We start from the raw sequence: 21,723 nt of genomic DNA, 5'->3' as shown, positions 1-21,723 counted from the left end.
AGGGCTTCGCTAATCGGCGAAGCCCTCTGCTTTGTAATGATAGTAAAGGCAAATCTTATTCAAAGAATATCAGACCACTTTTTTTGGGATTGATTTCTACAAGTTGCACTTCAAAAACAAGGTCTTTGCCTGCTAGTGGGTGATTGGCATCTATGGTTACGGTTTCTTCGCTCACAGCGGTCATTACAGCAGGAATTTGCCCACCATTGGCTAAATTGATCGCAAGTTGTGTCCCAACTTCCAAAGGCATACCAAAAGGCAACTGACTTTTAGGAACTTCTAAAATCATTTCTTCTAAAACTTCGCCATATCCCAACTCACAAGGAACTTGAATACTCTTTTTTTCTCCCACTTCCATTCCCAAAATACCTTGCTCAAAACCGGGAATCATTTGTCCTTCGCCCATTGTAAATTCAAGAGGTTCTCTGCCGAGCGAAGAATCAAAGATTTCCCCTGTGGTTAATCTGCCCGTGTAATGTACTCTTACCACGTGCCCGTTTTCTACTTTTTGCATAAAATAATGAAATTTGATTGTGAAAGTTCAAAAATACAAAATTCGGGGCTTTTTTGCAAGAGAATTTTCGTTTTTCATTTTATTTTGGTACATATTTAACATTACCTTTATGTTTGGTAAATGTTTTTTCGTATATTGTTGCAGTTTTAGCGATACTCTATGAAAAAAGTTCTACTCTTGGGCTTCTTATATCTGCTTACAAACTTATCAACGGCTCAACTGATACGCTTTAGCTTTACAGGAGCGACAGGAACACCTGTAACTTTTCCTGCCGATGCTCAGCCCACCAATGGCTCGGTAACAGATTTTAGCCGTAGTACAAGTATTACTCCTATTACTTCATTAAATAATTTTGGTGCAAGTGCTTGGGATGTAGTTTCTTTAGACCTAAACCGATATTTTTCTTTTACCATAACGGCAAATACGGGTTTTGTGCTTAATCTTACAAGTTTTGAACTTGATGAAGTGCGTAGCAGTGCAGGTCCTACACAATGGGTTTTGCGTTCCAGTCGTGATGGGTTTAGTACCGATTTGGGTACTTATACCAATACAGGTACAAGTTTGCTTACCAATCGTGTGGTGGCTTTGGACGAGAATTTTTACAATGTTTCAGGAAGTGTAGAATTTCGGATATACGCTTTTGGTGCAAGCAGTGCCGCAGGTACTTGGCGAGTAGATAATGTAGAAGTTTTTGGCTCTATTTCAACGCCTGATACCACCCCACCCACTCTGATAAGTGCTTCTACACTTGTAAATAACCAAATTGATGTATTTTTTAGCGAAAGTATAACGCTGACTTCTGCTCAAAATCCTGCTAATTACAGCGTAAGCGGCGGCATAGGTACACCTCTGACAGCTACTCGCAACCCGACTAATTTTTCACAAGTTACGCTTACTTTTTCTACTCCTTTTGTCAATAACCAAAATTACACCATTACAGCAAGTAATATTGTAGATTTTGCCTCTAATACGCAAAGTTCTACACAAACCACTTTTACATACTTGCAAATTTCAACTGCTTCGCTTCGTGATGTTATTATCAATGAAATAATGGCAGATGAAACACCTGTTGTGGGGCTTCCTGCTTCCGAATATGTGGAACTCTACAATCGTTCCAATAAAAATATCAACCTGAAAAACTGGACACTCAACACGAGAACTATCACTACCAATGATTTTATTCTACAACCTAATCAATACGTACTGCTTTGTCCGCAAGCAAATGCTTCACTTTTTTCAAGTTTTGGGACAGTGATAGGTATGCCTTCTTGGGACGTACTGACTAATTCAGGAGAAACTATTACTCTGCGAGATAACCCCAATAATACAGACATTGATGTTGTTACGTATGCTCTTTCTTGGTACAGAAATACTGCCAAAGACGATGGCGGTTGGAGTTTAGAACTTATCAATCCTACGCTTCCTTGCAGTGATGAAAGCAACTGGATAGCTTCCAATCACCCTCTTGGCGGAACGCCCGCACAGCAAAACTCGGTATTTAATAACACTCCCGATACACAAGCTCCACGCGTAAGCAATACGGCTATTCCTGCTCCTAATGTGGTGCGTATTGTATTCAATGAGCCGATGAACCAAAGCACTCTGCTTTCGGCAACTTACAATTTTTCAGGAGGTATCAGTGTAAGTTCGGTAACAGCGATTAGCGACACAGAGGTACAACTCAATTTGAGTAGCAATCTTGTAGCAGGAGATATTTATACGCTTACGCTCAATGGGCTAACCGATTGTGCGGGTAATGCTTTGCAAGCCAATACCCAATTGCAATTAGGCTTGGGACTTACGCCTACTTTTCATCAAGTAGTGATTACTGAAATTTTTGCTGACCCCGACCCACGCGTAGGGCTTCCCGAACAAGAATATTTGGAACTCTACAACCGAACTAATAAAGTAATCAGCTTGCAAGGGTGCAAACTGTTGGATAACACCAGCTCCGTAACACTTCCTGCCATCAATATTTTACCTAATCAGTACATTACTTTGGTTAATGCGAGTGTTATCAACGACTTTTCAGCATACAGCAATGTGTATGGCATTAGTGGAATGGTAAGTCTGAACAATAGTGGAGAAAGACTTACGCTTACAGCTCCCAATGGCAGTCAGGTGTTTTCGGTGGTGTATAGTGATAGTTGGTATAAAGATGCTACCAAAAAGCAAGGAGGTTGGTCTTTGGAAATGATAGATACTGATAACCCTTGTGGAGAAGTAGATAATTGGACAGCCTCTATAAACCCTAATGGAGGAACGCCTTCGGCTGAAAATTCTGTAAAAGAAGCTCGCCCTGATAATATTCCGCCTCGTTTGCTTCGTGCTGATGCCATTGACAATGCTACGGTTATTTTGAGTTTTAATGAGCGTTTGGATAGCACTTTTGCCGCCAATGCTTCTTATGCCATTGATAAAGGTATTAGTGTACAAACTCGTACCGTGCTGGCTCCTGATTTCAAAAAAGTACGCCTTACGCTTTCATCTACTTTACAAAATCGCGAAAAGTATCGGGTAGTGGTGCAAAGCCTTACAGATTGTGCAGGAAATTTGATTGCGGAAGCTAATTTTGCAGATTTTGGCGTACCCGAGCAAGCCGACTCGCTGGATATTGTACTTAATGAGGTGCTTTTCAATCCTCGTACAGGTGGAAGTGATTTCATTGAACTTTACAACAATTCAGAAAAATACATCAATCTAAAAAATTGGTCGCTGGCTCGCATACGTAATGATGCTGTGGATAGCAGAAAGAATATTACAGACGAAGACTATGTACTTGCTCCTCGCAGTTATGTAGCTATTTCTGACGATATTTTGAACATTCAACAAAATTACCCATTTTCCGAAGGTAAGCCAATGCTTCAAACGCCTTCCTCTTTGCCTGCTTTTACAAGTCAAAGAGATGTAGTGTTGGTTATCAATAATTTAGACAAAATTGTAGAACGCTTTGATTATGATGAAAATATGCACTTCAAACTGCTTGATGATGTAAAAGGCGTTTCTTTGGAGCGTTTAGGCTTTGATTTACCCACCAACAACCCCAACTCTTGGTTTTCGGCGGCAAGTAGTGTGGGCTTTGCTACACCGGGCTACGAAAACTCTCAAAATAAACTTTATCAAAGTCAAAGCGGGGAAATTACCATTGTTCCGAAGGTTTTTACCCCCAACAATGATGGGCAAGCAGACTTTGCAAGTATCAATTTCAAATTTTCAGGGCAAGGAAATGTAGCCAATGTAATTGTTTATGATGCACAGGGGCGAGCTGTGCGTTATTTGGCACGAAATCAGACCTTGCCCAATGAGGGTTCTTTGCTTTGGGACGGCACCAACGAGGAAAAAAATCGTGTTTTACCCGGCTATTATGTGGTAATTTTTGAAATTTTCAATCTTTCAGGTAAAAAAGAAACCTACAAAGAAACTGTTGCGGTAGTAGGGAAGTTTTAGAGATTTTGAATTTTTTGAATAGTTTTTTGCAAACTTCTGCTAAGCAAAGAAGCATTCTGAAAGTCCCAATCATTTTCAATAAATTCAACCATTTTCAAGTTGTAGCCTTTGCCTTGCTTGGCTGTACCTTCGGGAACAATTGATTTTATTCCTTTTTTCTTTGATTTACGAGCAAGAGCAATTACAAATTCTTTGGGCTTAGAGATTTCTGTTTCAAGATTGAAAGGAATTTCACTTTCTCGGATACCCAAGAATTTTGCAAAATTTTCTCTATCAGCCAAAAGCCAAGTTTCTATTTCTACGACACACAAACGCAAATAAAAGTAAGGATTAGCTGAAAATGTAATAATGCTTTTCAAAAAATCAACTACGCAAATAGGTTTATCAGTATCTAATAGCAAAAAATATCGGCAGTCAGGAATAGCGGCACCATTGAATTGAGCTAATTTTTGATAGATGTAGTCGTTACCTTTTTTGCCAAGAGCAGGGTAAAGTTCAATATCTTTGCGTAAATTTTGAAAAAGTTTCTGCAAAACTTTTTCGTGCAGAATGTCCTCTACAACAGGTTGTATGTAAATTTTATTCATTCTTTTTCAAATGATATAGGAATTTGAAAAGGGTCTTTCATAGCAGTACGCTGAATGATAATTTCTGCAACGCTATCATTAGTAATTTGTAAATATTGTTTGATGTCATTACGTAGTGCGGCAGGAATAATATGGCTACCTTCCTCGCCTTGGTATATTACCAAAAGTACCTCCTCTAACTGAATACCTTTATTGTTTAGCAGTTCGTAGCTATGTGTAGTGAGAATTACTTGTCTTTCACCTTGTTTCTTTTTTTGTAATACATAAATAATATCTGCGAGTTGTTGAACAATGGCACTATGCAAAGAAAGTTCAGGCTCTTCCAAAAGAACAGGCTTATTGCCGTCTAAAAGCACCCAAAGCAAAGCAATAAGCCTTAAAGTGCCATCTGAAAAGTATTTTTCAGTATGCTTAACACCTTTGGCACGCCACTGCTTAAAGGTTGCTTCTAAATGAGGTGTGCCTAATTCATCTGTTTCAAGCGATAGTTTTTCAAAATTTGGTAAAATGATTTTTAAGGCTTTTTCAATGCGTCTTAAATAGGCATTGCGAGTATTTTTATTGAGTGTTTGAATTCGCTCAAAAAAGTTTCTGCCATAATAATCTTCGCTTTTAGAGGTTTTGAGAAAAGATTGAGGTTCTCGCAATAATTGAGGAATGAGATGCAAATAAGTAATTTCGTTCAGAAAATCAATAAAAGGCTTGAAGTTGAAATTGATAGAGGCTTGTTCAATATGGGTAAATTCTAAAAGATATTCGTTGGGTTCGTTGTTATTTTTTCTATCAATCCAAATGGTATCTGTCAAAAGATTTTTGAGAAATTCACGCTTTACCACTGCTTTCAATTCGGCTATGCCACCACCTGTTTGGTTGAAAGTAAGTTCATATTCCCATTCAGCTTGATTTTGATGATTAGAAATGACTATTGCAATGCTTACATCTGAATTGCTACGAGAGGCTATGCAACGAATTTTAGAAACCCCACCTCTTAAAGCTACTGCTTCTTGTAAGCTACCACTCTGTTTGACAATATCTCGTAAAAAGCGAATAGCATCTAAAAAATTGCTTTTACCCGAAGCATTGGGACCTACAATAAATGTGCGTTTTTGTAAGGAGACTTCAATTTCTTTGAAGTTTTTCCAGTTGATAAGTTTGATTTTAGAAATGTACATCTTACATTTTCTTTTAGCAAAGATATGAATTTCCTTAAAAACGAGTAACTTTGAAACGGATTTTTTACCATTTCAGGTGTTCAATCTTAACCATTTTGCCTATGCGTTTTATATTGCTTTTTTTAGCCTTCGCCGCTTTTAGTTCTGTGCAAGCACAGAAAAAATCAAAGAAAAAAATGCCCAAAAATTTGCTTACGATAGCATTTTACAATCAAGAAAATCTTTTTGATACCGAAGACGACCCCACGATTGATGATTCGGAGTTTCTGCCTACTTCTGCCAATCAGTGGGACGAGGCAAAGTATCGGAAAAAACTTGCTAATATGGCGTATGCTATTAGCACCATAGGGCATAATGCTCCTGATATTTTAGGACTTTGTGAGGTTGAAAACAGAAGGGTATTGGAAGATTTGGTGAAGCAGGAAAGTCTTGCCAAATACAATTATGGCATTGTGCATTACAATTCGCCTGACGAAAGAGGGATAGATGTTGCTTTGCTTTACAAAAAAAATGTCTTTACACCTTTTGCCGATAAAAGTATCCGTATTGAGCTACCCAACGGCGATAAAACTCGCGATGTACTATTTGTTTCAGGTATTTTAGGTAAAAAAGATACCCTTCACGTCTTTGTAGTGCATTTTCCTTCGCGAAGAGGGGGCTTGGAAGCCAGCGAACCTCGTAGAATAATAGCCGCTACCAAAGTAAGACAAGCCGTAGATTCACTTTTGCAGAGAAATCCCAAAAGCAATATTCTTTTGATGGGCGATTGGAACGATGAGCCAGATAATAAAAGCATTATAGAAGTTTTGAAAGCCAAAGGAGATATGCAAAATTTACAAGCAGGCGATTTGTTTAATCCTATGGCTCGGCTCAAAGCTGAAGGATTGGGTTCTCACGCTCATTACAATAGCCAAGAGAAAAAATTAGAATGGAACGTGCTTGACCAAGTTATTCTATCACAAAACTTACTTGACCGAAAAAGTAAATTGCAGTATCTACCTAACTCGGCTACTATCTATAAGCCCGAATTTCTTTTACAACAAGAGCCACCCCAGTACAAAGGACAACCCTTGCGAACTTTTGCAGGAAAACGCTATTTGGCGGGTTATAGCGACCATTTTCCTGTTTTTGTAAATCTCTTACCCAAAGGAAAGTAAGTTCCAAGATAATTTGTAAGAAGAAAAACGCTTGATATTATGCAAGTCAGTGTAGAATTGAGCCTTTATCCTTTAAGCAAAGATTTTGAGCAAATAATTTTAGATTTCATTGAAAAACTGAAAGATAGTTCTTTGGAAGTGCAGACCAACGGAATGAGTACGCAAGTTTTTGGTGAAATGGATATAATTATGGAAAAAATTGGAAAAGCAATGAAAGAAGTCTATGCCGAAAACAAAGCAATATTAGTAATGAAAATGGGGAAAGGAACGTTGAAATTATAGCAATAAGAGGATAAAAGGACGTGATTTCTTTCTTCTTTAAGAAATTTAGAAAGATTTTTATGCGGCAACATCGCTATTAGCGATGTTGCCGCTTTAATAACTATACTGCCACAGGCATACCTTGATAAACAGCCCCTTTTTTGGTAGCTTCGTGAGGATATTTGACGTGCCACTCAAATTCATCTCTGAAATGCCTTACTGCTGATTGTACAGGCCAAGCCGCCGCTTCGCCCAAAGGGCAAATTGTTTTGCCTTCAATATTATTAGCAATGCCTACAAGTAAATCTATGTCTTGCATTGTGCCTTTGCCATATTCTATTTTTTGCAAAACTTTTTCAAGCCAGCCTGTACCTTCGCGACAAGGGCTACATTGCCCACAAGATTCGTGATGATAAAACTTGGCAAGGCTCAAAGTATTTTTTACAATACACACGCTTTCGTCCATAACTATAAAGCCACCCGAACCGAGCATTGTGCCTGTCTGAAAACCGCCGTCATTGAGCGATTCGTAAGTCATTAGTCTTGGCTCGCCTTTGGCTGTTTTGAGTATCAGATGGGCAGGTAATACAGGCACCGAAGAACCTCCTGCAATTACGGCTTTCAATTTTTTTCCATTCTTAATTCCCCCGCAATATTCATCAGAATAAATAAACTCTTCCACAGGTACGCCCAACTCAATTTCATAAACACCGGGTTTATTGATATGCCCGCAAGCCGAGATGAGTTTTGTTCCTGTACTTTTGCCAATACCAACTTTAGCATACTCTTCGCCGCCGTTATTTACTATCCAAGAGACAGAAGCAATGGTTTCTACATTATTTACCACCGTAGGGCAACCATACAAACCTTTTACAGCAGGGAAAGGGGGTTTATTGCGAGGATTGCCGCGTTTGCCTTCTAAACTTTCCAAAAGAGCTGTTTCTTCTCCACAAATATAAGCCCCTCCGCCGGGGTGTACGTACAAATCCAAGCTATAGTCGGTGCCGAGAATGTTTTTGCCTAAAAATCCTGCATTATAGGCTTCGGCGATAGCTTTTTCTAATATTTTTATCACGTAAAGCATTTCACCTCTTACGTAAATGTAAGAAGTTCTTGCTCCCAAAGCATAGCTGGAAACAATCATTCCTTCAATGAGAGCGTGAGGAATGTGGCTCATCAGGTATCTATCTTTGAAAGTTCCGGGCTCGGATTCATCAGCATTGCAAACCAAATAGCGAGGTACGCCTTCGGGTTTTGCCAAAAAACTCCACTTCATACCCGCAGGGAAACCTGCTCCGCCACGCCCCCGCAAGCCCGATTTTTTGACCTCTTCGGTAACTTCGTCGGGTGTCATTGTTTTAAGGGCTTTTTCTACGGCACGATAGCCCCCCATTTTGCGATACACCTCAAAGGTTTCAATTCCTGGAACGTTGATATGCTCGGTGAGAATTTTAATGCCTGCCATATACCAAAATTTATGCTATAAAAAAATGTGCAAACGAAATGTTTTAGATTTTTTCCAAAAATAAAAAAATTTGTTTGTTACTCAATTAGTATGAGGCGAATTTTTCACAAAAAATTCATTGATACAAATGCTTATCCAAGAAAATCACTTTTTTAATTTCACGGATTTGCTCGTTATTTGCCAAAGCAGGGCGGCGTTCGGTAGCGGTAAAAGTAAAAATAGGAACTGCTTGCACCATTTTGCCCTGATAAAAATAAGTATGCAAGAAAAACCCTTGTCTTACGCCAATTCGGTGGATTTGGTCAAAGAGAAAGTTGCCAAAGCCGTGAAAAATAGGTTTGCCTTTGTAGAACTCAACTTGCTGAACCTGATGGGCTTGCGAACCATACACAAAATCTGCCCCCCAATCCAAAAGATACTTAGTAATTTTAGCTTGACTTTTGGTAGGGGCATAAGAATCGGTTTCATCAAATTGCACCGAAGCGATGATATAGCTAATATCAGGATTTTTGCGTAAATCTTGCAATATTTGCATTACTTTAAGGCTATCGTAAGCTGCCGCTCCTACGCTATTGCCACGTCTGCCTGCACATTCATTTACAGGGCAACTTTCGTTAAAGCCCACCATAGCAATTTTTTTGCCGTCTTTCAGCGTAAGAATTAGCGGCTTGTAGGCATCTTCTACGCTCAATCCGCCGCCAAAAATTTGCATACCATTTGCTTTGTACCACTCATAAGTTTTGATGTAGCCCTCTTTGCCGTAATCCAAATTATGATTGCCCGTCAGTTCTACAATATTTACCCCCAATTTGGTAAAGATTTCCAAATGTTTGGTTTTCATACAAAAACGCATACCCGGAACATACTCACATTTTTCGGTAGCACTTACTTCGTTGCTGATATGCAAAAAGTCGCTTCCTTTTACTCTTTCCAAAATGTTGGCTAAAAGCCAATCGGTGCCATACTGGTCGGTGGCTCGCCCCATATAACGCGTAACAGCAGTAGTGCCTGTAAGTGTGAAGCGGGTAATTTTTTGCTTGAAATCAAATTTTTCTTTGGCTTCGCTCCAAGCGTAAAGCGGATATTTTTCAGCATTCTGAAAAAAATACAAGCTATCTATTGCAAGAGCCTTGAATTGCGGCGTACTTTCGGAAAGTAAAACAAGTAGCAAGCTGTTTTTGGCAAGTGGGGCAAATTCACGAATGTTTTTTAATTTTTTGAGGCTGGCTGTATTGCAAGAAAATACCTTTTTTACTCGTTCTGCCGAGTTTTCTAAAACATAGACTTCGCCTGCACAAAACTTCTTTTGCAGTTCGGGCAAAGTGATGCTTTCAGCCTCTACGCCAAAACCCGTAAGCACCAAAATAGGTTCCGTGATTTCTTTACTGATTTGTGTGGTATCGGTTGCTTTTTTGCCTTGCGAAGGAGTACAACTTTGAAGCAAATACCAAGTTGTAGTAATAAGAAAAAAGTAACTGATGAGCTTCATTTTTTTGTTTTTTGCAAAAGTAAGAAAAAAAGGGCTTTGTAGCCCTACATTAAGCCTAATTTGAAAAATTTTACTCGCCCAACATTACAAAACCTGCCCAATAGTAAGGGTGTTTGTATTTTTCACGTATCTGCTTTTGGGCGTTTCTGAAAGCCTGTACTTGATTTGGATTTTTGAGCAGTTCGCTATAAAAACTTTGCATAAGTTCTTGGGTAGCGGTATCATCTACTTTCCATAGGCTCATAATCAGGTTTTTAGCTCCTGCAATTCGGAAGGCTCTTTGCAGACCATAAACGCCTTCGCCTGCTTGTACTTTGCCCAAACCTGTTTCGCAAGCCGAAAGCACTACCAAATTCACATTATCCAAAGGTAAATTCATAATTTCGTAGGCAGTCAGGATACCATCTTCTTGGTCGGGGGAGCGTTTGGCATTTACAAAATAATCAGTAACACCTGCTAGTATCAAGCCCGAACGCAGTAGAGGGTCGTTGCTTTCTTGTGAGCCTTCTGCAATTTCGGTGCTAATGATAGCATTGCTTCGCTCCTCAAAATCGGAAGGAATGAAAAAGCCGTGAGTTGCCAAATGTAAAAGATTGTACTGCCCCATTTCTTTTTTCAAGTTAGTTTCGGTGGCTTCGGCACGTAAAAGTTTTTTTACTTGCAAGCCGTTTAGCTTCTGCAAAATGCTTTCAATATTGCTTATTTCCTTATCGGTAGCGGGCAAACTTATAAAAACAGGGTTTTGTATCCAATAACTACTCTGCTCGTCCAAATTGATAGCATCGGCATTGATTTTTAGATTGTTATCAATTTGGTAAAAAGGATTACCCAGAAGTAGTGCTTTGCCTTGCAGTTTGGTGGCAGTGGATTTTTCTAATAAATCTTTGGCACTTGTTAGAAAAATAATATCAGCTCTATCCCAGAGATACTCGTTTTTTTCGGTATCCCAAAGGGCAAGCGGATTGATTTGTGAATAAACACCATCGGGAGAGTAGTAAATTTTTTGGGCATTGCCAATGAGTGTTTCCAAAGGTTTCCAGAAATTCTTGTAACTTTCTTTGTCTTCTTTTCGGAATTTGGCAGAGTTCTTGTAAAAATACAACTCTTCTTGTTCCAAAATTTTTCCATTGTTTAGGGTAAGCACTTCAGGATTTTTGCTATCCTTTTTTACTGCAAAAACTACGTACAAAACTTCTTTATTTTCACCTTGCACACGCAAAAATTCTAACCATACCTCTTTATCTGAAAGTCGTTTCTGAATATCTTTCCAAGAAATAACTTTGCTACTAAATGCTTCATCAAAGGCTTTGGATTTAGCTGAAAGAGATTTTTCAAGGTTTTTCGCTTTGTTTTCCAAACTATCCAAATTGATACCTCGGCGTTTCAGCTCGGCAGTGCCTAAATTGGATAGCTTGGCAATCATTTCACGCAGTTTTACCCATTCGTCATATTGGGCGAGCAGTTGGGCGTCTTTGCTTGTCAAAATTTCTTTACGAGCTTTTCCTGTACTATTGAGGATAATGCCTTTGGTCATTACGAGCAAATCCAGTGCTTCGCCTGCAAGAGCTTCGTTTTTAGGAATTTTACCTTTCACACAATTAGCCGTAAAAAGCACAAAATTATCCAAGTAAGGCTTATTTACAGCCCAAAACTGCCTTTTTTCATTTTCGCTCAAAGTGCTAAAATTTTTCTGAATGAGTGAGAGCGTATTTTGTGTAAGTTGCTGAAAAAGAGGCATAGCTACTTGAAATTTGCCTTGCTCTTGCAGAAGCATACAGAAATTGTTGAGGGTAGCCAAATAGTTGGGGTGCTTATCGCTCAGATTTGTTTTAAGAATAGCCAAAGCATCTTTGTAAAATTGTTCGGCTTGTGCAAATTGCTTGGTAGAGGTGTAAAGCACCGCCAAATTGTTCATACTTGCGGCAATAATAGGGTGATTAGCCCCAAAAATTTTCTTGCGGATTTCCAAAGATTTTTTGTAGAGAGGTTCGGCTTTGGCATTTTGTTGTGTATTTTGGTAAAAGTTTGCCAAATTGTCCAGAGAGGTGGCATATTCAGGATTTTCTTCACCGAAAAGATTTTTCCGAATATTGAGAGCCTCTTGGTAAAGGGGTTCAGCTTTTTCAAAGTTGCCCGCTTTTTTGTACAGGCTTGCCAGTGCATTGAGCGTAACGGCATAGTCGGGATGCAGTTCGCCCAAAACTTCTTTGCGGATACTCAAACATTTCTGAAAATTGGTGATAGCTTCGCTGAAACGCCCCATTTTTCTTTGCAAATTTCCATAATTCTGAAGCACATTGGCATATTCAGCAGATTTTTCACCTGTTTGTTTCTGAAAAATACTCAAAGCAGTTTCGAAATAGGGCTCAGCTTCTTTGAACTTGCCCGCATCGCTGTACAATACGGCATAATCGTTGAGCAGTTGGGCATATGCGGTGCTGTTTTCATCTGCTTTGGTAAAGCGAGCAAGGGCTTGTTTGTAGATTTGTTCGGCATCTTCGTAGCGTCCGAGCGATTTGTAAAGTTTAGCTAAATTGTTTTGTAATGTGGTAAAAGTGAAGTGTTTTTCGCCGAATTGCTTTTTACAAAAATCAATGGCTTTGCTGTAAAGTTTTTCGGCTTCTGTAAAGCGACCTTGATTTTTGTACAAATTGGCAACAATTTCCAAAGTTTCAATATAATCTACTTCTACACCCTGCATTTGCGATTCATAGCTTTGCAAGGCTTGGATAAATAATTTTTCAGATTCTTGGTATTTGCCTGTTTCGTAATAAAAACCACCTAAATTGATAAGCCAAACAGGGTAATTGGGCGAACTTTGAGCCGCAGAATTATTGATAAGTTGTTCGTAGTAGGGGCGAGCTTCTTTGTATTTGCGTAAAGCGGCAAAACAATCGGCTACATTGGCTAAACTTTTCCAGTAGTAAGGGTGATTTTCGCCAACCAATTCTTTGAGTTGTGGTAAAATTTGCTGATAAGTCTTGATGGCTTTTTCGTTTTCACCTCTTTTGGATAAGAGTTCCGCTAAGTGCATACTGATTTCCAAGAATTCGGGCGATTTTTCTTGTTTTAATCCCTTTAACACTTGTTGTGCTTGCTGATAGGTTTTTTCGGCTTCAACGTTTTTGTTTTGTTCTTTAAGAATATTTCCCAAATTGGTTAGAGCTGTGGCATACTCTAAGGTATTTTGATTTTTGGTAGCGGTGTAATGTTCTATGGCATTTCGGTAATAATTTTCGGCAACGTGATAGTTTTTACGGATAAATTCTAAACGAGCCAAATCATTGAGTAAATCTACATATTGAGGGCTTTTTTGGCTGTTTTTTTGCTCAATCTGATAGGCTTTTTGCAAAAGGGGGTCAGCTTTTGTGATATTTTTGCCATCTAAATATAAACCTGCTAATGAAATAAGTGTTTCTTGATATTTAGGCGAACTTTGCTGATTGCTTTTCTCAAAGTTTTGTAAAATATTTTCAAAAAGTGCTTGGGCTTTGGGATACTGACGAGTTTGTGTATAGCATACGGCTAAATTGAAAGCTGATTCTTGACTGAGCTGATGATTTTCGCCGAGTTCTTTTTTGCGAATGTTGTAGGCGTTTTCAAAATGTGGGATAGCTTCTTTGTAACTACCTTTTTGGCTTACAATTACAATACCGAAGGCATCGGAGGCTGTTGCAAAATCGGTATTTTGGAGATTATTTTTTTGATAAATACCTATGGCACGAGTAAGATTTTTTTCCGCTTCCTTAAAATTACGTGCTTTTATTTGCGTGAGAGCCTGATTGGTAAGTGTTTTGGCAAATTCGGGGCTTTCTGCTCCTTGGGGTGCGGTGTCGGAGTTTTGTGTATCGGTTTTGGTAGAATTTTGAGCCGTAGTGGTATTTTGCTCTTTTTTGAGTTGGGCAAGCAGTTTGTCTGCTTCGGCTTGTCGGTTGGTTTGGGTGTAGAATTGAGCGAGTTTATCTACGGTCTTGATGTAGTCGGGGTGTTGAACGCCCAAAGCCTTTTTGCGAATAGCCAAACATTGTTTGTAGGCTTTTTCGGCTTTTTCGGCTTCGCCTGCGGCGGCACAAAAACCTGCAAAGTTGTAGTAGAATGAGGCAATCTTTTCTTGATTGCTTTCTAAGGCTTTTTCGGCAAGTGGCTCTGCCTCCGAGCCGAAGGTACAGGCTTGGGCATAATTTTTATTTTTACCCTCTTGTGCCATTTTTTGGTACAAATCTCCAAACTGCTCTTGAATTTTATGGAGCGGCTGAGCTTGGATATGTAGCCAAAATATAGAGAAAAACAATAAAGCTAAAAGTTTTTTCATAGGTGTTCTTTTTTTGAGGTTAAAAATTTATGTTTCTTGATAAGTTGGTAGCGTAAAGGTAAAGGTTGAGCCTTTTCCTACTTCGCTGACTGCATAAATCGTGCCACCGCTTTTTTCCACAAACTCTCGGGAAAGTACCAACCCCAAACCTGTGCCTCTTTCGCCCAAAGTACCCGAAGTGATGTGTTTGTTGTTCCAATTAAAGAGATTTTTCAAAATGCCGGGTTCTATGCCTACGCCTGTATCACTCACCGATATTTCCACGAAATTTCCTTTATTTTTTGCACTCACCTTGATTTCTCCTCCCGAAGGCGTGAATTTCATTGCATTAGAAACGAGGTTACGGATAACTAAATCAGTATAGTTGGGGTCGGCGAAAACTACACTATTTTTGGGAATAGCATATTTGAGCGTTATATTTTTGGATTGAGCATAGACTTTGAACAATTTGAGTTGCTTATCAATTAAATCTCGCAAATCAAATGCTTTGGATTCAAAGTTCATTTCTTGCATTTGTACTTTTGCCCAAGTCAGTAGGTTATTGATGAAATCAAACAAGCCGTCTATGGATTTATCCAAGTCTTGGGCAGTTTTTTGTATTTCTTCAGTAGTGAGCTTATCCGAAAACTTGGTGAGCAAACCTACCATAGCTTTCAGCGAATTGAGAGGGCTTTTGAGGTCGTGAACTATGATAGAAAAAAATTTGTCTTTCATTAGATTTGCTTCGCGAAGTTCTTGCTGTGATTTGAGCAAATCTGCATTCGTTTTTGCTAAACTTTCAGCATTGAGGCGAAGTTGGTTTTCGTTGGCTTTTATTCTATCGTAAGCCTCTTGTAGGCTTTTGTTTTTAGCTTCAATTTCTTTTACATAGGTATTGAGCGTGCTTACAGCAGGGCGAAAAACAAAAAAGGCTTCTATAAGTAGTACCAGCAAGGCAAAAATAGTAAGCCATAGCTCAACTTTACCCCAGTATGCAATTTCATCGGCGGCTTTTTGGTCGTATGCAAAACTCAAATCCAACATTCGGTTAGAAAAATCGCGTGCTGTTTCTGTAACTTGGGGTTGCATATTTTTTACCTTTGCAAAAAACAGAAGGCTATCTTTGGGGAGAAATTCTTTTCCCATTTGCAAGATTTCTTTGATTTGCTTGCTAAAAGGCTCGTAGTAGAGGTCGGTATTCTGAAAATCAGCTTTAATTTCATCAGTATTAAAATCTTTGTTCAAGCCATAGTCTTCATCACCTTCTTTGAGACCTTTGTAGGCTTTTTGGAGCAATTCAAAATCAAATTCTATTTGTTCTAAAATATTACGAGCTGAATCGGTAGTGGGTACTTTGGAAATGAGCAGGGTTTGCAAGGCTATTTCTTGGGCATAGGTAGCACAAGCTCCGTTGAAATTTATCATTCTACCAATATGAGAGCGTTTATCGGAAGGGTCATTAGGGTCTGAAACTAAATTTTGATTGACAAAAATATAACTCAAAATAGTAACCAAAGCTATAATACTTAAAGCCGTAATGTAAATGATAGTCAGTCGTTTGGAAACGTTGTAATGGTTGTTCATTCTGAAAAAATTTAACCTTTGGCACAACAAAATTACAAATCTTTTGCAGAAAAGAAAGAAAATTTTGAAAGGTTTTGCAATGAAACAATAAGTCGGGCTTCGCAGAAAGCAAAGCCCGACTTGAAAAAGCAACTTCCTGAAAAAACAATTTACTTTTTCAAAAATTGCTCGGTACGATTATCAAAAGAAACATAATACACACCACGAGAAAGGTTGCTTACATCAACTTCTTTACCTTTGCCTTTTTTCAAGACTTCTTTTTTGGTATTGCTGATTTCGTAGCTTACTACGGCAGTAAAATAAATTTTATTGCTTACATTACGTGGATAAAATTTTACCATTCCTTGCGTAAAACTATAATCCAAAACGTTGGAATAAGTAATCTGTCCGCTTCTTTCTTGATGTTTGATGCGATATTTGTTCAAACCTACATTGTGGCTAATGGGCAAAGTATAAGTGTTGGTATTTTGAGGATTTTGAGCTTGCAAAGTAGTTACATTCGTCCAATTATTATTCACCATTCGCTCTATGTAATACACACTATTGGCAGTTTCTCCTTCTACCGACCACGTAAGGCTTTTTTCATCAGCACTTACGCTAGTAAATTTGAAATTGCCTTGCCCTTTGAGTACCCAAGGGTTAATGATTTTCGGCTTACAGCCTTCGGAATGTATAATCTTAATTTCTACGGCACTACCAATAGCAAGCGAAGACAAATTTACTTCAAAAGAACTGGTGCGAGGGGATTTGATAACAACATTTCCATTCAAATAAACCGATTGAATGCAAAAAGTTCTTTGGTCTGCGGTAAGAGGATTGTGAATATACACATTTTTCCCTTGATACGTTCCTTTTACAACCAATTCTTGGGAGAAGGCAATAAAAGATTGCATCAAGAACCATAGCGTAAGGCTAAAACAATAGCGGGTTTTCATAATTTACCACCAAAAAACGAAAAATCTATAAGGTTGATACGGCAAAGCTACAATTTTTGTGCTAAATTTGCTACAAAAGTGTAAAATATTTGAAAAAATTGCAACAAAAATTTTTGTTTCGTTTCAAATATAAAAACGTTTTTTCACGAAAAAAAGCCCCAACAAAAGAAAATTTTGCATAAAAATTCGTATGATAGAAAAGAAAAATTACATTCAAACCGCCAAAAAGAAAGAAAGAGCAGTGCTTGCCGCTATTCATACCCCCGAGCAGAGCAGAGAGCAAACCCAAGAGTACCTTGATGAACTTGCCTTTCTTGCCGAAACTGCTAATGTGGAAGTTGTCAAGCGGTTTGTTCAGAATTTGCAGAAAATTGATGCCAAAACGTTTTTGGGTAAAGGTAAAATTTTGGAAATAGCAGACTTTATTCAAAAAAACGAAATTGATACAATCATCTTTGACGATGAACTTACACCCTCACAAGTAAAACATCTGGAAGCTATCTTGAAGTGCAAGATTTTAGACAGAAGTCTGCTCATACTCAATATTTTTGCACAAAGAGCCCAAACGGCACAAGCGAAAATTCAGGTAGAACTTGCTCAGTATCAGTATATTTTGCCTCGCCTGACACGTATGTGGTCGCATTTGAGCAAGCAACGTGGGGGAGTAGGTATGAGAGGACCCGGTGAAAAGGAATTAGAAACCGACCGCCGTATCGTCAATGATAAAATTGCCCTTCTGAAAGATAAACTCGCTCACATTGAACGCCAAAGCCAAACCCGCCGAAAGGCTCGCAATGCAATGGTGAGAGTAGCTCTTGTGGGTTATACCAATGTAGGAAAATCTACACTGATGAACTTGCTTTCTAAAAGCAACGTTTTTGCCGAAAATAAACTTTTTGCTACCGTAGATTCTACGGTACGGAAGGTAGTTTGGAACAGAGTACCTTTTTTGCTTTCCGATACAGTAGGTTTTATACGTAAATTGCCTACAACTCTGATAGAATGTTTCAAATCTACCCTTGCTGAAATTGTTGAGGCTGATATTTTACTGCACGTGGTGGATATTTCACACCCTTCTTTTGAAGAGCAAATGCAAGTAGTAATGCAAACGCTCGCCGAAATCAAGGCGGTGGATAAGAAAATCATTACTATTTTCAACAAGATAGATGTTTTGCGTGAAAAAATTTACCAAGAGGCTATTCCTGATGAAGCCCCTTTGCATTTGCAGGAAATTTATGCCAAAAAGAAAAATGAGAATAGCATTTTTATTTCAGCCGCAAAGCAAGAAAATATTGAAGCTCTACGACAGATGATTTTTGAAGCTGTTTCGGAGCGTTATTTTCAGATTTATCCACACAATACCGAAAGTTTTTTGCAACAATTTCTGATGAGCCATAGTTTTGAGTAAAAAGTTGCGTAGCTATAATGAAAACTAACCCAAAGTATAATCTTTCGCCTGCTGAAATAGATAGAATTGTAGAAATGGCTTGGGAAGACCGCACTCCTTTTGAGGCGATTGAGGCTCAATTTGGCTTGAAAGAACAAGAAGTGATTGGACTAATGCGTAGCGAAATGAAAAAAAGTTCTTGGAAACACTGGCGAAAACGAATGAATAGCCGAAAAACCAAGCATCTACAAAAAAGAATAGAGCAACTTGGGCGTTTTCGTTGCTCTCGTCAAAAAGCTATCAGTCATAATAAAATTACGTGATTCCTAACGCAATACATACTCAATTTCCATTTCTGGATTGATGTTTTCACCAACCAGTAAGGTATCTGTACCATTGCCTTCAATGACATCAAAGAACAGCATATAGCGTTTGGGGTTTTCGGTACTTTGAGCCAAAACGTGTCTGGCTTCACCTTTGCCACGCATAAACGTAACGCCTTGCCCTTCAAAAAAGAAACTGCCAATATCGGTCATTTGCCATTTTTCGGTCTTACCGGGCAAAGCGAAAGTAACATAAGCAGTTTGCTCGCTATCGGCAAAAATCATAGCGGGACCGGGATTTTCGTCTGTACCCTCAAAAAACGGCGTAAGCGAAGAGGAAAGAGCTTCTTTTTCCATAAAAAACCAAACAATATCAATGCCTTCGCCTTTGGGCATACTAACCAAATAACGATTTTGGTCTAAACAAATAATGGGAAAAAATCTGCCTGTGGCAATATGGTTATCGTACTCGTCCCAAGTCATTTCTATCAGTTTGCTTTTACCAATTACTTGGTAATTGTTGTTCCAATACACCAAAATATCATTGATTTGGAGCAATTCCAATTTTTCCAGTAGGGGTTTGTTGTAAAATTCCATTTTTCTTTTTTCTTGAAGTTTGATTTCGTCAGTTTTTTGTTTTTCAATTTTGTAATTTTTGTAAATACGCCAAGAAAGCCAAACTGCACCTGCAATAATGGCTACCCAGCCCACATAAAAACTAAAATAAGCCTGTTCCATTTTGATTTATTGAATGGTAAATAGATTTATCTTCTTCTGCCGCCACTTCTACTGCCCCAAGAGCGAGAGTCTGAACGGCGAGAGCTATTACTGCTACTACTTGAACTTGATGATTTTCTGCTACTACTGCTACTCCAAGAGCGGCTGTCAGATTTTTTGCTGGAAGAGTAGCTATTTGATGATGAACTACTGCTGGAACGCTTGGAAGAGTAAGAAGAGCCACCACTGCTTTTAGAATAATCGCTACCCGAAGAGCCACCTGAATAATAATCTCTGCGTGGTGAGCTACGCTTGAAAGTATAGCTATAAGCTTTTTCGGAAAATTGTGAGCTTTTTTGCAAATGGTTTTGTGCCATAGCCCAATTTGCCATCATTGCATATTGTAGAGCTAAATTATGCGAAGCCAAAGCGTCTTGATAATCTTTATTGGTAGAGCCATTTTTTTTGATTTCTGCCAACTCTTTGTTGATGTCATCATATTGCGATTTGAATGTTTCGTACTGCTCTACTTGTGTAGCAAATTCATTCTGCAAAGCTGGTTCAATAGCGATTAGGTTGTCCAAAGTGATGTAGGCAGAAAGAAAATCTCTGCTTGTAAAATACGGATAGGCTTTGTTGTAGGTATTTTGGGCAATGGTAAGTAAAGAGTCTGTTTTGCGTAAGGCTGTATGGCGATTGAAAATTTTATCTGCGGTAGAAATAGAATCTACTCGCTTTTTAATTTCTTGAATAGATTTGCCGTAGCTTAATACACGATTGGTAGTTGCAGTTTCTATTTGAGCGAAGTCTTTTAACCAGCGTTCCAAACGTTCAGTTTCTGCATTATGCTGATTGATGAGAAATTCTGTGTTGGTGTTAATGGCATTTAAGTTGTATAGGCTTATTTTTTCAGATAAAGGCAAGCCCTGATTGATTTTTTCAATAAATGATAGGTTTTGTCCAAGTTTCTGTTCGTTTTCTTCATAAAACTTCCAAGCGGAAAGCAAATATTCTTTTTCTCTACCCGAATATTGATTAGTTTGGCTTTGTAACGTAGAAATTTTTGCTTGCGAGTCAGATATGAGCTTTTTCCATTTTGCCCAATTTTTTTCAAGCGTTTCAAAAATATAAAAAATGCCTTTGTGATTTAGCGAGAAGGTACTAATGCGGCTTTGAAGTCTTTTTAAGTTATCATAGGCATAAGCAAGGTCTTGCCATTTACCCGTTTGAATAGCCTTATCTTTTATTATCAAGGCTCTTTCTATTTCTTTTTCTATTATCTGTAAGTCCTTCTTTAAATCCTGAATACTGCTTTCTTGCACTATATTAAACACCTTTTCACATTTTTTTGTGAAATTTAGATAAGTGTCTTTCAAGAAAGTATCATACTCTTGCGAGATACTTTTTTGGGCAGTTTCGGGTGCAATGACAAAAGCACTCATTAGCCCGAAGGCAAGTATAATAAAGGGTACTATGAGGTTTTTCCGAAGCAAAATAGCTGAAATCATATTGCGTGGTATTTTTGCTAAAAATAGCAAAATGTTTTAATCATTCCTAAAATTATCGTTAAAAAATTTTATCAGGTTGATTGCTTCTGCTTCTTTATTGGCAGGAACGGGAAGGTCAAAAGTTTCTGTACTTCTGCCGTGCCTTACTTTGTAAGAATAACAAAGCGTGAGGATATTTTCTTTTTCGTCATAGACAATTTCTTCCAAACGAGAGCCATAGCCCCTCCAAGCGTGAAACTGCCCCGCTAGCCAAAGGGCATTCGGGGAAATAATTACTTCCCCCTCTTTTTTTCTTCTGTTGTTCAGAACTACCTTATTGTAGGAATAGGCTAATAATATTAAAATCCAAACAGAAAAAATTACAAAGAAGGTTTGTATCGATTCTTGGCTAAATTCATCGCCTATCAGAAAAACCAAAGAAACGATAATCATAATAAGGGTCATTACTTTCAATAGGGCTTTAGCAGACTTTTCTTTTTCATTAGTATCTTTTTGAATAAATTTTTCCCAAGTGGGTTTGTCATATTTCCAATGGATTAGAATGTTTCTGCCCTGACGAATTTCGTCAAGCAGTAAGGCTCTTCTTCTGAACAAAAAGAAAATGATAATAAAAGTAACTCCCACGAATAAGCCCAAAAAGACCATAGGTCCGATAAACTTCTTGAAAGTATCTTCATCTAAAAAGGGCAAGGACATTACCACAAAGCCTATAAAACTGATAAACAAAGAAACGAAGGCATTTCTCCATTCTTTGTTGGGAATGTGCAGGTTCTTTTCTTGAACGAAGTTGTTTTTTTGAGCAACATTAGCCATAGTTTTATCATTTTTTTGCAAAATTTAGAAAGTCTATTTTTGCAAAAAAATGAGTTATCTCACCGAAAAAGCT

At 38.3% G+C, this 21,723-nt stretch carries 16 protein-coding genes; 5 read left to right on the top strand and 11 right to left on the bottom strand.

Annotated features, from left to right (window positions below):
• Nucleotides 1-55: 55 nt before the first annotated feature.
• Nucleotides 56-514: an FKBP-type peptidyl-prolyl cis-trans isomerase gene (locus ACWITO_RS04435; protein WP_448528804.1), complete on the bottom strand. Its 459-nt coding sequence runs from the start codon at nt 512-514 to the stop codon at nt 56-58.
• A 159-nt stretch (nt 515-673) separates the two neighbouring features.
• Here ACWITO_RS04435 and ACWITO_RS04430 point away from each other — a divergent pair, with 159 nt between their 5' ends.
• Nucleotides 674-3,961, top strand: a complete 3,288-nt coding sequence (locus tag ACWITO_RS04430; protein ID WP_448528803.1) for a lamin tail domain-containing protein — start codon at nt 674-676, stop codon at nt 3,959-3,961.
• Here ACWITO_RS04430 and ACWITO_RS04425 read toward each other — a convergent pair.
• Both ACWITO_RS04425 and ACWITO_RS04420 read right to left on the bottom strand, forming a co-directional pair.
• A complete protein-coding gene (locus ACWITO_RS04425) occupies nt 3,958-4,548 on the bottom strand; it encodes a hypothetical protein (protein WP_448528802.1) in 591 nt (196 codons plus the stop codon). The two genes, ACWITO_RS04430 and ACWITO_RS04425, sit on opposite strands and share 4 nt — an antisense overlap.
• Nucleotides 4,545-5,720 carry an AAA family ATPase gene (locus ACWITO_RS04420; RefSeq protein WP_448528801.1) on the bottom strand — a complete coding sequence of 392 codons (1,176 nt, stop codon included), beginning with the start codon at nt 5,718-5,720 and terminating at the stop codon, nt 4,545-4,547. Before ACWITO_RS04420 ends, ACWITO_RS04425 begins: the two co-directional genes overlap by 4 nt.
• A gap of 101 nt (nt 5,721-5,821) precedes the next feature.
• Between ACWITO_RS04420 and ACWITO_RS04415 the strand changes: the two genes are divergently transcribed.
• Nucleotides 5,822-6,877, top strand: a complete 1,056-nt coding sequence (locus tag ACWITO_RS04415) for an endonuclease/exonuclease/phosphatase family protein (RefSeq protein WP_448528800.1) — start codon at nt 5,822-5,824, stop codon at nt 6,875-6,877.
• A 39-nt stretch (nt 6,878-6,916) separates the two neighbouring features.
• A complete protein-coding gene (locus ACWITO_RS04410; protein WP_448528799.1) occupies nt 6,917-7,159 on the top strand; it encodes a YkoF family thiamine/hydroxymethylpyrimidine-binding protein in 243 nt (80 codons plus the stop codon).
• Nucleotides 7,160-7,259: 100 nt separating this feature from the next.
• Here the strand turns inward: ACWITO_RS04410 and nuoF are convergent, their stop codons facing one another.
• The 5 genes from nuoF to ACWITO_RS04385 form a co-directional block, all read right to left on the bottom strand.
• A complete protein-coding gene (gene nuoF, locus ACWITO_RS04405; RefSeq protein ID WP_448528798.1) occupies nt 7,260-8,603 on the bottom strand; it encodes an NADH-quinone oxidoreductase subunit NuoF in 1,344 nt (447 codons plus the stop codon).
• A gap of 115 nt (nt 8,604-8,718) precedes the next feature.
• A complete protein-coding gene (locus ACWITO_RS04400; RefSeq protein WP_448528797.1) occupies nt 8,719-10,092 on the bottom strand; it encodes a CapA family protein in 1,374 nt (457 codons plus the stop codon).
• A 70-nt stretch (nt 10,093-10,162) separates the two neighbouring features.
• Nucleotides 10,163-14,404 (bottom strand): tetratricopeptide repeat protein, encoded by a 4,242-nt coding sequence (locus tag ACWITO_RS04395; protein WP_448528796.1) that lies wholly within the window; start codon nt 14,402-14,404, stop codon nt 10,163-10,165.
• 27 nt (nt 14,405-14,431) lie between these two features.
• Nucleotides 14,432-15,967 carry a sensor histidine kinase gene (locus ACWITO_RS04390; protein ID WP_448528795.1) on the bottom strand — a complete coding sequence of 512 codons (1,536 nt, stop codon included), beginning with the start codon at nt 15,965-15,967 and terminating at the stop codon, nt 14,432-14,434.
• Between the two features lie 149 nt (nt 15,968-16,116).
• Entirely contained in the window at nt 16,117-16,902 is a 786-nt protein-coding gene (locus tag ACWITO_RS04385) for a T9SS C-terminal target domain-containing protein (protein WP_448528794.1), read from the bottom strand.
• A 190-nt stretch (nt 16,903-17,092) separates the two neighbouring features.
• Here ACWITO_RS04385 and hflX point away from each other — a divergent pair, with 190 nt between their 5' ends.
• Entirely contained in the window at nt 17,093-18,310 is a 1,218-nt protein-coding gene (gene hflX, locus ACWITO_RS04380; protein WP_448528793.1) for a GTPase HflX, read from the top strand.
• A 17-nt stretch (nt 18,311-18,327) separates the two neighbouring features.
• Complete coding sequence (locus ACWITO_RS04375) at nt 18,328-18,612, top strand: TIGR03643 family protein (protein ID WP_448528792.1); 285 nt, start codon at nt 18,328-18,330, stop codon at nt 18,610-18,612.
• 3 nt (nt 18,613-18,615) lie between these two features.
• On the opposite strand, the gene ACWITO_RS04370 is transcribed toward ACWITO_RS04375, so the two are convergent.
• The 3 genes from ACWITO_RS04370 to ACWITO_RS04360 are packed head-to-tail and all read right to left on the bottom strand — an operon-like array spanning nt 18,616 to nt 21,650.
• Nucleotides 18,616-19,350: a hypothetical protein gene (locus tag ACWITO_RS04370; RefSeq protein ID WP_448528791.1), complete on the bottom strand. Its 735-nt coding sequence runs from the start codon at nt 19,348-19,350 to the stop codon at nt 18,616-18,618.
• A 26-nt stretch (nt 19,351-19,376) separates the two neighbouring features.
• Entirely contained in the window at nt 19,377-20,837 is a 1,461-nt protein-coding gene (locus ACWITO_RS04365) for a hypothetical protein (RefSeq protein ID WP_448528790.1), read from the bottom strand.
• 36 nt (nt 20,838-20,873) lie between these two features.
• Nucleotides 20,874-21,650, bottom strand: coding sequence for a hypothetical protein (locus ACWITO_RS04360; protein ID WP_448528789.1), 777 nt, complete (start codon nt 21,648-21,650; stop codon nt 20,874-20,876).
• Nucleotides 21,651-21,723: the final 73 nt, after the last annotated feature.

It is taken from the genome of Raineya sp. (assembly GCF_053497555.1).
Note: the sequence above shows the minus strand (reverse complement) of the source record. Positions and strands in the feature narration are given on the sequence as shown.